Genomic DNA, 12,711 nt, shown 5'->3' on the forward strand with positions numbered 1-12,711 from the left:
GCTGTTCGCTGTTTCGGCGCGCTGGGGCGCCGACTCGCGATGCATGTTGGCTTGGATTGTAGGGCGACTTTTGAGAATCACCAATATGTGAATGTTGAGTCCATATAGTGAGATTTTAGTGGGCGATCGAGTGTTTAGCGAACTGTCGCGGTCGCGGTCTGCTGACGCAAAAAAGCCCGCGCGAGGCGGGCTTCGAAGCAGGACAACGGGATCGAGGGCTCTTTCAATCCGGCAATTCAGCCGCGCCCATCCGCCGCGCAATCACGCGCGCGCGTTGCGAGAGATACGCCGAATTCCTGTGTTCATCGAAATACCTGGGGCGTGGCAGCATCACCGCGAGCCGCGCCGACTGCGCGGCCGTGAGCTTGCTCGCCGAGGTCTTGAAGTAGTATTGCGCGGCCGCCTCGGCGCCGTACACGCCGCTGCCCCATTCGACCGAGTTCAAATAGATCTCGAAGATGCGCTGCTTGTCCATCAGCGTTTCGAGCATCCACGTGATGATCAGCTCCTGGCCTTTGCGGATATAGCTTTTCTCGCGCGACAGAAACAGGTTGCGCGCAAGCTGCTGCGAGATCGTCGAGCCGCCGCGCACGATCCGGCCCTGCGCCTTGTTGCGCTCCCACGCCTGCAGGATCGCGTCGGTTTCGTAGCCTTTGTTGTTGACGAAGTTCGCGTCTTCGGACGCGATGATCGCGCGCTTCAGGTTGCGCGAAATCTGATCGTACGGCACCCACGTTCGCTGCACCGACAGATCCGGCCGGTCCTGCGACAGACGCCATGCGTCCGAGCGCATGAACGCAGTCGAGCGCGGATTGACGACGTTCCAGATTGCGATCTGCGCGAAGTAGTACGCCTGCGTCGCGAGCCAGGCGATGGCCACGACCGCGGTCAACCAGGCGAGCCAGCGCAGCGGGCCGGACTGGCCGCGCGAACCGCTGGCGCGCCGCGTCGCTGTCATGGTGCGTGCTATCCGCGTGCCGACGTCACGCGGGCAACGGCGCCGTCAGCAGCGCGCGCAATTCGGCGAGCACCGGCGCACTGTCCGGACGCACGCCGCGCCACACATGGAACGATTCGGCGGCCTGCTCGACCAGCATGCCGAGTCCGTCGGCGCCGCGCGCGCCGAGTTTCGCCGCGTGCTGCATGAAGATGGTCGGATGCGCGCCGTACATCATGTCGTAGGCGAGCGTGCCGTTGCCGAACGCGCGATCGTCGCACTCGGGCAGCGACGCATCGAGGCTGCCCGCGGTCGCGTTGACGATCACGTCGTACTGGCCCGCTTCGATCGCGCGGGCGCTGCCGCCGGTCAGACGGCAGTGCGCGCCGCTGGCAGCCTGCGCGAACTGGTCGACCAGCGCTTCGGCCTTCTGCGCCGTGCGATTGACGATCGTCAGCGTATGCGGTGCGCGCTCGAGCATCGGCAGCACGACACCGCGCGCGGCCCCGCCCGCGCCGAGCAGCAGGATGCGCGCGCCCTTCAGCGACACGCCGAGATTCACCTCGATGTCGCGCACGAGGCCGAAGCCATCAGTGTTGTCGCCGTAGATGCCGTCGGCGTCGACCCGCAGCGTGTTCACCGCGCCGGCCGCCGCCGCGCGCGGCGACAGCGTATTCGCGAATGCATGCGCGTCGAGCTTGAACGGCACCGTCACGTTCAGGCCGCGTCCGCCCGCTTCGATGAACGCGCGCACGTGCGGCACGAACGCGTCGAGCGGCGCGAGCAGATGACCGTACTCGACCGGCTCGCCGGTTTGCGCGGCGAAGCGGCCGTGGATGAACGGCGACTTGCTATGCCCGACGGGGTTGCCGATGACCGCGTAGCGCTCGCGCGTTGGGTTGCCGCTCATCGTCCCGGCTCCGTGATGTGTTGGTCGTTGTCGGCGTTGTCGGCGTTGTCGGCGTTGTTCGCGGCATCGTTGCCGTCGCCGGTCGCCGCGGATTCGTCTGCGCTGGGGTTGTCGTTGGGATTGCCGCCGTCGGCTTCGGCTTCCGCTTCCGCTTCGGCTTCGCTTTCGGCGCTGTCGTCGGATGCGTCGAGCAACGCTTCCTCGCTCTCGTCCTCGCCTTCTTCGGCTTCGGCGCCGCTCGTCACGGTCGGTGCATCGAGCACGTGCAACAGACGCACCGACGCTTCGATCGTCAGCTCATCGATCGACATGACTTCCATCTGCAAACGCGTGCCGCGCGCATGCACGCCGAGGCCCGGCACGTGCAGCAGCAGCGGAATTTCCTCGAGACGCACGAGATCGCCCTTCACGACCGACGCGACCACCTGCTTGCGGTTTTCCTGCGTGAGCCAGCGCAGACACCAGAAGTACTCCATGCGACGCTGATGGTCGGCGTACGCGGTGTAGGTGTCGTCGAAGCCTTGCACGACCGCGAACAGATCGGCGTCCTTCGGCTTGAACGGCGCGGCGAGCTTGGCGGTCACGCCATGCTGCACGCACGCGATCAGTTGCCACTGATTCACGAGGTCGACGTAGCGGCGCAGCGGCGACGTGCTCCACGCGTACTGCGTGACGCCGAGCCCTTCGTGCGGCGCGGCATTGGTCTGCATGCGCGTGCGCTTCGGGCCGCTCGGCACGCCGAACGCGCGCTGCGTGCGATAGATGCCCGGCACGCCGTGATCGTGCAGGAACCCGCCCCACGACGAGTTCGCGAGAATCGCCAGCTCGGCGACGATCGTGTCGAGCGGCGAGCCGCGCCGGCGCGGCGTAATCGTGACGTGCTCGCCGTCGACGTAGAAATTGAAGTCGGTATTGCGCTGCACTTCGCGGCGCAGGCCGTAGCCGGCGCGCGCGGTCTGGCGCTTTTCGAACAGCGCTTGCGCGAACGGCCACAGCACGGCGATATCGTCCTTGTGGGGATACTCGCCGGTGCCCTCGGCGAGCGCCTTCTCGGTGACGATTTCGTCGAGCGTGTTGTGGCGCAGATTGTTCTTCACGAACACGCGCTCGGCGCGCGTTTCGCTCGCGACGATCTCCTGCGTCTCGCGATTGACGATCACGTACAGCGACAGCGCCGGCCGATACCCACCCTCGGCAAGCGTGAAGGTGTCGACGACGCTGTCGGGCAGCATCGTGATCTTGTCGCCGGGCATGTAGACCGTCGACAGACGCGCGCGCGCAATCGCATCGACGTCGTCGCCACGCTGGATGCCGAGCGCCGGCGCGGCGATGTGCACGCCGATGCGCACACGGCCGTCGCCCAGATGCTCGACCGAGAACGCGTCGTCGATTTCGGTCGTGGTGATGTCGTCGATCGAGAACGCCTCGACGTCCGCCTGCGGCAGATCGTCGGGCACGTTCGCGGCCGCGACGGACGGGAAGCCGGTGCCGTGCGGGAAGAACTCGGACAGGAATTTCGCTTCGTGCAGCGCGCGCGGCGACGCGATCGCGCCGCATTCGAGCATCAGCCGCGCCTGCGAGATGCCGCGCGCGGCCGCGGCGCCCTCGAGCGCCTTGTACTCGATCGTGTTCTTGTCGGGCTTCGTCAGGAGCGCGAGCCCCTTGCCGCCCGCGAACGCTTCAGGCAGACGGCCTGCCTTCAGCTCTTCCTCGTACTGCGCCTGCACGAGCGCCTGCTGACGCTTGCGCTCGAGGCCCGCGAGCGCCATCTTCAGCTGCTCCTGCGGCGCGCGCTGGTACATGCCGCGGCCCTTGCGGCGGAAGTACACCGGCGAGCCGTGCATGCGCAGCACCAGCGCCGCGCGCTCGATCGCGCCGAAGCTCGCGCCGAAGTACTCGGCGCCCAGCGTCGCGAACGGGAATTCATCGTCCGGCGCGCATTCCCACAGGAAGTCCAGATCGATCTCTTGCGCCAACGCGTCGGCCTGCTGCATCAGTTCGGCCGCGGTGGGCTTCTCGAATTCGATCAGCACATCCTTCGCGCGCACCTTCGCGCGCCGCCCGCCCGGCAACTCGACCTGAAACGCGTCGCCCTGGCGCGACAGCACGCTGCCGGCCTTGAAACTGCCCGATTCCTCGAAGAAAACGTTCACTCAATACTCTCGTTCTGACTTGCATCTGCCGTCGCGCCCGACGCCTTGTGGCGATCGATCACTGCATGCGCGGCACGGCAACCTGTTCGTGATAGTGAATCCGCGGCGCGCACTGCGCGTGCCAGCGGGTTGAATCTTGCGACCAGCGGTGGCGGTCGGTGGGTCTTTCTGACTGACGTCCTGGCAGGGTTCGATGCCACCGCCCTTGCGTGCCGTCAGGCCGCCGCGCGCGGCGCCGGCGGCTCGACATGTTCGGCGTCGCAAAAGGCCAGCACGTCGCCGAGATACTGCGCAAACTCGCTGATCGCGTGGTCGCTGCCCTCGATCAGCGTGGTGCGCGCGCCCGGATAGTGCGCGAGCATTTCGCGGTAGTCGAGCACTTCGTCGCCGGTGGCTGCCATCAAATAATAGCGTTCGGGCTGCGTGATCGACGCCACGCCGAGCGCGCGCAATTCATCCAGATGATGCGGCTCGACGACGATGCTGCCGCCACCGTGCCACAACGGCTGCTCGCCGAGATACGCGCTCAGGTCGCGCTGCGGCACGACCGCCGGGTTCAGCAGCACGGCCGGCCAGCCGTGTTTCTCAGCAAGATGGGTGGCGAAGTAGCCGCCGAGCGAACTGCCGATCACGGTCACCTGCCGCGCATCGCCCTTCGCGCGTGCCTCGGCGACCAGCGATTCGGCGAGCGACACGGTCTCGAACGGCGACACCGGCAGCATCGGGCAGCACCACTCGTCGGCGCGGCCCAGCTCGGCGAGACGCGCCGCGAGCAGGCGCGCCTTGAACGAATTCGGCGACGAACGGAAACCGTGCAGATACAGAATCACGACGCGCCTCGCGTCGAAAGACCGTCGAGCAGTTTCTGATGCACGCCGCCGAAGCCGCCGTTGCTCATCACCAGAATCTGGTCGCCGGGGCGCGCCGCGTGGACCACCGCCTTCACGAGCGCGTCGAGGTTGTCGAACGCCTGCGCCTTGCCGTCGAGCGGCGCGAGCGCTTCGCCGAGGTTCCAGCCGAGCGCGTCGCGCCCGCCCGGCGCGCCGTAGCCGAACACGAGATCGGCGTCGGCGAGGCTCGCCGGCAGTTGCGCTTTCATCATGCCGAGCTTCATTGTGTTCGAGCGTGGTTCCAGCACCGCAAGGATTCGCGTGTTGTCGCGGCCGACCCGCGCGCGCAGGCCGGCCACCGTCGTCTCGATCGCGGTGGGGTGATGCGCGAAGTCGTCGTACACGGTCACACCCTCGACGCTGCCACGCACTTCCATGCGGCGCTTCACGTTGCGAAAGCCGGACAGCGACTTCGCGGCCTGCGCGGGCGGCACGCCGACATGGCGCGCGGCGGCGATCGCGGCGAGCGCGTTCAGGCGGTTATGCTCGCCCTGCACCTGCCAGTCGACCACGCCGACGCGCTCGCCGTTGTGATAGACGGCGAAGCGTTCGTCGACGGGAACGCCCTGCTCCGCCGCCTGGATCTCCCAGCCGCCCTGGACGCCGAAGCGCTCGACCTCGCTCCAGCAGCCGCGCGTCAGTACGCGCTCGAGCGCGTCCTCGCGGCCGTTCGTGACGACGCGCCCCAAGCGCGGCACCGTGCGGATCAGATGATGGAACTGCGTTTCGATCGCGGCGAGATCAGGGAAGATGTCGGCGTGATCGAATTCGAGATTGTTCAGCACCGCCGTTTTCGGGCGGTAATGGACGAACTTCGAGCGTTTGTCGAAGAATGCGGTGTCGTATTCGTCGGCTTCGATCACGAAGAAGCTCGAATCGGTGAGCCGCGCCGACACGCCGAAATTGAGCGGCACACCGCCGATCAGGAAGCCGGGGTTCAGGCCCGCGTCTTCGAGCAGCCAGGTCAGCATCGAGCTCGTGGTGGTCTTGCCGTGCGTGCCGGCCACGGCCAGCACCCATTTGCCGTTCAGCACGTGCTCGCCGAGCCACTGCGGACCGGACACGTACGGCAGGCCGCGGTCCAGAATCGCTTCCATCAGCGGGTTGCCGCGCGTGACCACGTTGCCGATCACGAATAGATCCGCGTTCAGGCCGTTCAGTTGGTCCGCGTCATAACCCTCGATCAGACCGATGCCTTGCGCCTCGAGCTGCGTGCTCATCGGCGGATAGACGCCGGCGTCGCAGCCGGTCACCGTGTGGCCCGCATTGCGCGCGAGCACCGCGAGACCGCCCATGAAGGTGCCGCAGATGCCGAGGATGTGGATATGCATAAGCCTGTCGTGCCGCGGGGGCATTTCTTGCGAGGGATGAGAGAGCCACAGGACGGTCGGAACGTCCGTCTGCAAAGGACGCCTATTGTAACCGACGCGACGCGCGCTGCCCCGTGCCGACCACGCCCGGCGCCGCTCCGTGCGGGCCGCCGAACCGCGTCGCAGGCTCGATCGAGTATCATGCGAGGATGGTCCGCAAATCACATTTCGATCCGCAGCGCGTGCGCGAGGAAATCGCAATCGCGGCGGCACGCCTGATTGCCGAAGACGGCCTGGATTACGCCAGCGCGAAGCGCAAGGCGGCCCGGCAGGTCGTCGGCGAGACTCGCGTTGCCGGCGAATGGCTGCCGGACAACGATCAGATCGAAGAAGAAATCCGCGAATATCAGTCGCTGTTCCAGAGCGACAGCCAGCCGGCGCTGCTGCGGCGCCTGCGCATGATCGCGGTCGACTGGATGGAGCGGCTCGCGCCGTTCAATCCGTATCTGACGGGCGCGGTGCTCGGCGGTACGGCCGGCGAGCATTCGGATGTGCATCTGCAGGTGTTTTGCGACAACCCTAAGGAAGTCGCGATCTACATGCTCAATGCAAACATCCAGTACGACGTGTCGGAAACGCGCCACTTCGCGGGCCGCGGCTACGTTGAAACGCTGAGCTTTCTGTGGCGCCCCGCGGGCGAGCGCAACGCCGAGCCGGTCGGCATCCACGTCGCGCTGTACGAAACCGACGACCTGCGTGGCGCGGTACGCGCCGACGCGCGCGGCCGCACGGCGCGGGCCAATTTGCCGGCGGTGCAGGCGCTGCTCGACGGCGACGAAGTGCCGTCCTTCACCAATTGATCAGACAGAACGGAGCACGATGAGCACGAGACGTATGCTGGCGGGCGCGGTCGTCGCGCTGATTGCCGCGGGCGGCGGCGTACTGGCCAATCACTGGCTCGATCGCGGTTCCGACGTCGCGTACGCGGCGCAGGCCGGAGCGCGGCCTGCCACCTCCGCGAGTCCCGTGCAGCAACTGTGGAGCGCGCCGGTCACGAGCGTCGACGGCAAACCGCAGTCGCTGAGCCTGCTCAAGGGCCACCCGATCGTCGTCAACTTCTGGGCGTCGTGGTGCGCTCCGTGCGTCGAGGAAATGCCGGCGCTGTCGCAGATCCAGCGCGAGTACGCGAAGAAAGGCATCCAGTTCGTCGGCCTCGGCGTCGACTCGGAAAAGAACATCCAGACCTTCCTACAGAAGATCAAGGTCGCGTACCCCATCTACGTGACCGGCTTCGGGGGCGCCGACCTCGCGCGCGCGTTCGGCAACAATGCGGGCGGTTTGCCGTTTACCGTCGTGATCGACGCAAAAGGCAACATCCGCTCGACAAAATTGGGCCAGATCGACCCGACGGCGCTGCGTCAGACGCTCGACGCGCTGTAAATTTCCCGATTTCCCACGCTACGCTTTTTGGCATGCGATTCCGTGCAGAACGAGCAAAAATACACGGATAATTCCCGAATTTGAGTGAAGTTGGACCCAAGGCTGCGCGGCGGCCCGCGCCGGCCGTCGCCGCGTACGCGTGCGAAACTAGACAAGTTTCTCTAATCAGCGCTAAAGTGCGCGCAATTCCACGGAAAAAGAAGCGACCATGACGCGACTGCTGGTACTGCACGGACCCAACCTCAATCTTCTCGGCAGCCGGGAACCCGAGGTCTACGGTCGCGTGACCCTGCCGCAGATCGATCAGGCGCTCGCGGACCGCGCAGCCGACGCAGGCGTCGAGCTCGCGTCATTCCAGAGCAATCACGAAGGCGCGCTGGTCGACCGTATTCAGGCGGCCCGCACCGAGCAAACCGATTTCATCCTGATCAATCCCGCCGCGTACACACACACGAGCGTGGCCATTCGCGACGCACTGGCGGGGGTCGGCATCCCGTTCGTCGAGATTCATCTGTCGAACGTGCATCGCCGCGAACCGTTCCGGCATCACTCGTATTTCTCCGACCAGGCTGAGGGCGTCATTTGCGGCCTCGGCTGGAAGGGGTATCTGTACGCGCTCGAATTCGCGCTCGACCGGCTCGCGGCCGGGTCGTCGCGCGGCTGAATCCAAACACGTCCAATTTGAGCCGGCTACTGCGACTTTGCACACGCCGGCACACTACGCATTGAAAGGGGCAACCTGATGGATCTACGTAAGCTCAAAACTCTGATCGACCTCGTCTCGGAGTCCGGTATTTCCGAACTCGAAGTGACCGAGGGCGAAGGCAAGGTCCGCATCGTCAAGAATGCGCCGCCGGTTTACGTCCAGCCGTCCGCCTCATACGCCGTACCGCAATTCGCACAACCGGCACCGTTCGGCGCTGTCGAAGCACCCGCAGCCCCCGCGGGCGCTCCGGCCACGCCGGCCGCCGCCGCGCCGCAGGGTCACGTCGTCACCTCGCCGATGGTCGGCACGTTCTACCGCGCGCCGTCGCCGGGCGCCGATCCGTTCGTGCAGGTCGGCGACACGGTCAAGGAAGGCCAGACCATCTGCATCATCGAAGCGATGAAGCTGCTCAACGAGATCGAGTCGGACAAGTCCGGCGTGGTCAAGGAAATACTCGTCGAAAACGGCCAGGCGGTCGAATACGGCCAACCGCTGTTCGTGGTCGGCTAACGCGGCACGCACTATTTGCCGCCCGCGCGCCGCTCGTCCCGAGGCGCGCGACCGATCCTCTGCGGCAGCCGGCGTCATGACCGACCCGGCGCCCATTGATGAGTCGAAAACCCGCTATGTTTGAAAAAATCCTCATTGCCAATCGTGGCGAGATCGCGCTTCGTATCCAGCGCGCCTGCCGCGAGCTCGGCGTCAAGACGGTCGTCGTCTATTCGGAAGCCGACAAGGAAGCCAAGTACGTGAAGCTCGCCGACGAGGCGGTCTGCATCGGCCCGGCACCGTCGAATCTGAGCTATCTGAACATGCCCGCGCTGATCAGCGCGGCCGAAGTCACCGACGCCGAAGCGATCCACCCCGGCTACGGCTTCCTGTCGGAGAACGCCGACTTCGCCGAGCGCGTCGAGCAGTCCGGCTTCACCTTCATCGGCCCGCGTCCGGAAACGATCCGCATGATGGGCGACAAGGTCACGGCCAAGCAGACCATGATCAAGACCGGCGTGCCTTGCGTGCCGGGTTCGGAAGGCGCGCTGCCGGACGATCCGAAGGAGGTCGTGAAGATCGCCCGCCAGATCGGTTATCCGGTCATCATCAAGGCGGCTGGCGGCGGCGGCGGCCGCGGCATGCGCGTGGTCCACACGGAAGCGGCGCTCGTCAACGCGGTCATCATGACCCGCGAGGAAGCCGGCCGCGCGTTCGGCAACCCGCAGGTCTACATGGAGAAATTCCTCGAGAACCCGCGGCACATCGAAATCCAGGTGCTGGCCGACTCGTTCAAGAACGCCGTGTGGCTCGGCGAGCGCGACTGCTCGATGCAACGCCGTCACCAGAAGGTGATCGAGGAAGCGCCGGCGCCGGGCATCGCGCGTCGCCTGATCGACCGTATCGGTGATCGTTGCGCGGACGCGTGCAAGAAGATGGGCTATCTCGGCGCGGGCACCTTCGAGTTCCTGTATGAAAACGGCGAGTTCTACTTCATCGAGATGAACACGCGCGTACAGGTCGAGCATCCGGTGACCGAACTGATCACCGGTGTCGACATCGTGCAGGAACAGATCCGCATCGCGGCCGGCGAGAAGCTCACGTTCCGTCAGCGCGACATCCAGTTCCGCGGCCATGCGATCGAATGCCGGATCAACGCCGAAGATCCGTTCAAGTTCACGCCGTCACCGGGACGCCTGACCTCGTGGCATATGCCGGGCGGTCCCGGCATCCGCGTCGATTCGCACGCCTACAATGGTTATTTCGTGCCGCCGCACTACGATTCGATGATCGGCAAGCTGATCGCTTACGGCGCCACGCGCGAACAGGCGATCATGCGGATGCGCATCGCGCTGTCGGAAATGGTGGTCGAAGGTATTCAGACCAACATCCCTCTGCACCGTGAGCTGATGCTCGACGCGAAGTTCGTCGAAGGCGGCACCAGCATCCACTACCTCGAAAACCGGCTGGCCGCGCGTCAGCAGGTCGCGGAAGAAGCGTAAGTCATGAGCTATCGGGAACTGGTTGCCGAACTGGCGCGCGAGCACGCGGAGGAGTTGTCCGACGCGCTGCTCGAGCTGGGCGCGTTGTCGGTGTCGGTCGAAGACGCCGACGCCGACACGCCCGACGAGCAGCCGCTGTTCGGCGAGCCCGGCCTCACGCCGGATCGCACGGCATGGCAGCATTCGCGCGTGATCGCGCTGCTCGCGCCGGAACACGATCCGGCCGTGCTGCTGACCGCCGCGGCCAACGAGATCGGACTCGATGCCGCGCCGGCATATACCGTGCGCGAGGTCGAGGAGCAGGACTGGGTGCGGCTCACGCAGTCGCAGTTCGATCCGATCCAGATCGGCGAGCGCATCTGGGTCGTGCCGTCGTGGCACGATGCACCGGACCCCGACGCGCTCGTGCTCGAACTCGATCCGGGCCTCGCGTTCGGCACCGGCAGCCACCCCACCACGCGTCTGTGCATGGAGTGGATCGAGCAGTCGATCAAGCCCGGCCAGTCCGTGCTCGACTACGGTTGCGGCTCGGGCATCCTCGCGATTCTCGCGAAGAAGTGCGGCGCCGATCCGGTGATCGGCATCGATATCGATCCGCAGGCGGTCGAATCGGCGCGTCACAATAGCGAACGCAATCACGCCGAAGTCACCTATGGCCTGCCCGACGCCTGTCCGGCCGGCGAATTCGACGTCGTGGTCGCGAACATCCTGTCGAATCCGCTCAAGCTGATGGCGTCGATGCTGTCGTCGAAGGTGAAGCCGGGCGGCCACATCGCGCTGTCGGGCATTCTCGCCCGCCAGGCCGAGGAGGTCGCGCAGGTCTACGCGCGCTGGATCGATATCAGCGTGTGGCGCGAACATGAAGGTTGGGTGTGCCTCGCCGGAACGCGCCGCGAAAGCAATTAGAATAAGGCGTATTGTCAACCTAACGGCCTCAGGCTTAACGGCTCGATATGCACCTGGCGACGCGTTGCCCCTTCTGCGAAACTGTCTTCCTTCTGCAACCGGCGCAGCTTGCGCAGCGCCGCGGCCTCGTGCGGTGCGGGCATTGCCAGGAAGCCTTCGACGCGTCGAGCAGTCTGTTCGACGTCTCCGAAGGCGGCGATTTTTCCACGGCCAAACCGGTTGCCGCCGCGGCGGCAATCGAAGCGCTGTCGGGTGTGCGGCAACCCAACCCGGACTTCAGCGGGGTCGCGTGGGACCCATGGGCGCCGGCTTCGGAACAAGACTCCACCAGCATTTCCCGCAGCACGCTCGATGCCCGTTTGCGCGACCACGCGAGCAGCGTGCCGCTCGCGCCGCTGCCGCCTGGCGGCAACGAGCACGCACCCGTCACATCGGGCACTCCTCGCCAGGCGACCGAACCGGAATTGCGCGCCGGCGCTTTCACGGCACCGCTACCCACGGACGATGAGCCGACGCTGGCCGACGCGCCGCTCGAACCCTTCGCCTATCCCGCCGACAACGCGGTCGATGAACCACCTGTTGTCCCGCCCACCGCGCCTGCTCCCCCACCGCGAGTCGAAGACGAAGCGCCGCGCGTCTGGCACAAGATCGAACGCCCGGAGCCGTCCACGCTCGATGAACCGGCGCTGCGCGAACCAGCAAGTCTGCATGGCATGCCCGACAACGAGCCGCACTTCGGCCCGGTCGGTGGGGGCGTGGGCGGCTTCGGCGCCGCCGCAGGCATGGCTGCCGCAGGTGCTTCGGGCGGCGGCGGTCCCGGCGGCCCGCGCCCGCCGGGCGGTCCGTCGCTCGCCCCATCGAGCGGCGAGCCATTCTCGGTTAATCCGCCCGTCAGCGATGGCGACGATCCGTTCCCGGTCGTGCGCGAAACCCGCCCGGTGGACGCCGGACGCGTCGGCTGGATCGTCGCCGGTGTGGTGCTCGCCGCGCTGCTCGTCATTGCGCTGCTCGCGCAACTCGCGTGGTGGCAACGCGAGACCGTGATGGTCAACCTGCCGCGCTCGCAGATCCTGTACGCGCAGGCCTGCGCGCATCTCGGCTGTCAGCTGACGCCGCCGCACGATATCGAAGGCCTGCTGGTCGAGCCCTCCGATCTGCGGCAGATCGACGGCCCGCACAAGCTCGAGTTGAAGATGCCGCTGCACAACCGCCTGAACATCGCGCTCGCCTACCCCGCGATCGAACTCACGCTGCTCGACGATCAGAACAACGTCGCCGTGCGGCGCGTGCTGTGGCCGCAGGATTACGTGCCGCCCGGCACCGTGATCGCGTCCGGCCTGCCCGCGCACGCGACGCAGACGATGATCGTGCACCTCGACACCGGCAGCGCGATTGCCTCCAATTTTCGCGTACAGATTTTTTATCCGTAACGCACCCTCGCGCGCCCGCTCCCGAGCGGGCGCATCAT

12 protein-coding genes are annotated in these 12,711 nt (G+C 66.2%); 7 read left to right on the plus strand and 5 right to left on the minus strand.

The genetic code is table 11. The features are described from left to right. Nucleotides 1-223 precede the first annotated feature (223 nt). From mtgA to mpl, 5 genes are all read right to left on the minus strand, one after another. A complete protein-coding gene (gene mtgA / locus OKW37_RS20825; RefSeq protein WP_184050979.1) occupies nt 224-958 on the minus strand; it encodes a monofunctional biosynthetic peptidoglycan transglycosylase in 735 nt (244 codons plus the stop codon). Between the two features lie 25 nt (nt 959-983). Beyond that, nucleotides 984-1,847 (minus strand): shikimate dehydrogenase, encoded by an 864-nt coding sequence (gene aroE / locus OKW37_RS20830; protein WP_429408289.1) that lies wholly within the window; start codon nt 1,845-1,847, stop codon nt 984-986. Beyond that, nucleotides 1,844-4,000 carry a ribonuclease catalytic domain-containing protein gene (locus OKW37_RS20835; RefSeq protein ID WP_429408287.1) on the minus strand — a complete coding sequence of 719 codons (2,157 nt, stop codon included), beginning with the start codon at nt 3,998-4,000 and terminating at the stop codon, nt 1,844-1,846. The genes aroE and OKW37_RS20835 overlap by 4 nt, the downstream gene beginning before the upstream one ends. Before the next feature lie 215 nt (nt 4,001-4,215). Further along, nucleotides 4,216-4,830 (minus strand): YqiA/YcfP family alpha/beta fold hydrolase, encoded by a 615-nt coding sequence (locus tag OKW37_RS20840; protein ID WP_429408285.1) that lies wholly within the window; start codon nt 4,828-4,830, stop codon nt 4,216-4,218. Beyond that, entirely contained in the window at nt 4,827-6,221 is a 1,395-nt protein-coding gene (mpl, locus tag OKW37_RS20845) for a UDP-N-acetylmuramate:L-alanyl-gamma-D-glutamyl-meso-diaminopimelate ligase (RefSeq protein WP_184050987.1), read from the minus strand. Before mpl ends, OKW37_RS20840 begins: the two co-directional genes overlap by 4 nt. Nucleotides 6,222-6,409: 188 nt before the next feature. Between mpl and OKW37_RS20850 the strand changes: the two genes are divergently transcribed. From OKW37_RS20850 to OKW37_RS20880, 7 genes are all read left to right on the plus strand, one after another. Then, nucleotides 6,410-7,060 carry a UDP-N-acetylmuramate--alanine ligase gene (locus OKW37_RS20850; RefSeq protein ID WP_090801898.1) on the plus strand — a complete coding sequence of 217 codons (651 nt, stop codon included), beginning with the start codon at nt 6,410-6,412 and terminating at the stop codon, nt 7,058-7,060. Between the two features lie 19 nt (nt 7,061-7,079). Continuing rightward, nucleotides 7,080-7,640, plus strand: a complete 561-nt coding sequence (locus OKW37_RS20855; protein WP_429408282.1) for a TlpA family protein disulfide reductase — start codon at nt 7,080-7,082, stop codon at nt 7,638-7,640. A 208-nt stretch (nt 7,641-7,848) separates the two neighbouring features. Continuing rightward, complete coding sequence (aroQ, locus tag OKW37_RS20860) at nt 7,849-8,304, plus strand: type II 3-dehydroquinate dehydratase (protein WP_090801901.1); 456 nt, start codon at nt 7,849-7,851, stop codon at nt 8,302-8,304. Between the two features lie 78 nt (nt 8,305-8,382). Beyond that, nucleotides 8,383-8,856 (plus strand): acetyl-CoA carboxylase biotin carboxyl carrier protein, encoded by a 474-nt coding sequence (gene accB, locus OKW37_RS20865; protein WP_090801903.1) that lies wholly within the window; start codon nt 8,383-8,385, stop codon nt 8,854-8,856. Nucleotides 8,857-8,972: 116 nt separating this feature from the next. Beyond that, on the plus strand, nt 8,973-10,337 hold the full coding sequence (gene accC, locus OKW37_RS20870) for an acetyl-CoA carboxylase biotin carboxylase subunit (RefSeq protein WP_184050991.1): 1,365 nt from the start codon (nt 8,973-8,975) through the stop codon (nt 10,335-10,337). 3 nt (nt 10,338-10,340) lie between these two features. Further along, a complete protein-coding gene (gene prmA / locus OKW37_RS20875) occupies nt 10,341-11,243 on the plus strand; it encodes a 50S ribosomal protein L11 methyltransferase (RefSeq protein WP_090801906.1) in 903 nt (300 codons plus the stop codon). A gap of 47 nt (nt 11,244-11,290) precedes the next feature. Continuing rightward, entirely contained in the window at nt 11,291-12,673 is a 1,383-nt protein-coding gene (locus tag OKW37_RS20880) for a zinc-ribbon and DUF3426 domain-containing protein (protein ID WP_429408280.1), read from the plus strand. Nucleotides 12,674-12,711 lie beyond the last annotated feature (38 nt).

Source organism: Paraburkholderia sp. MM5482-R2, from assembly GCF_050436125.1.
Taxonomy (GTDB): Bacteria; Pseudomonadota; Gammaproteobacteria; order Burkholderiales; family Burkholderiaceae; genus Paraburkholderia; species Paraburkholderia tuberum.

What these genes read in the sequence shown, in the direction of transcription:
- mtgA (WP_184050979.1), bottom strand. Translation starts at nt 958, where the DNA reads ATGACAGCGACGCGGCGCGCCAGCGGTTCGCGCGGCCAGTCCGGCCCG.
- accC (WP_184050991.1), top strand. Translation starts at nt 8,973, where the DNA reads ATGTTTGAAAAAATCCTCATTGCCAATCGTGGCGAGATCGCGCTTCGT.
- prmA (WP_090801906.1), top strand. Translation starts at nt 10,341, where the DNA reads ATGAGCTATCGGGAACTGGTTGCCGAACTGGCGCGCGAGCACGCGGAG.
- OKW37_RS20850 (WP_090801898.1), top strand. Translation starts at nt 6,410, where the DNA reads ATGGTCCGCAAATCACATTTCGATCCGCAGCGCGTGCGCGAGGAAATC.
- accB (WP_090801903.1), top strand. Translation starts at nt 8,383, where the DNA reads ATGGATCTACGTAAGCTCAAAACTCTGATCGACCTCGTCTCGGAGTCC.
- mpl (WP_184050987.1), bottom strand. Translation starts at nt 6,221, where the DNA reads ATGCATATCCACATCCTCGGCATCTGCGGCACCTTCATGGGCGGTCTC.
- aroQ (WP_090801901.1), top strand. Translation starts at nt 7,849, where the DNA reads ATGACGCGACTGCTGGTACTGCACGGACCCAACCTCAATCTTCTCGGC.
- OKW37_RS20855 (WP_429408282.1), top strand. Translation starts at nt 7,080, where the DNA reads ATGAGCACGAGACGTATGCTGGCGGGCGCGGTCGTCGCGCTGATTGCC.
- OKW37_RS20880 (WP_429408280.1), top strand. Translation starts at nt 11,291, where the DNA reads ATGCACCTGGCGACGCGTTGCCCCTTCTGCGAAACTGTCTTCCTTCTG.
- aroE (WP_429408289.1), bottom strand. Translation starts at nt 1,847, where the DNA reads ATGAGCGGCAACCCAACGCGCGAGCGCTACGCGGTCATCGGCAACCCC.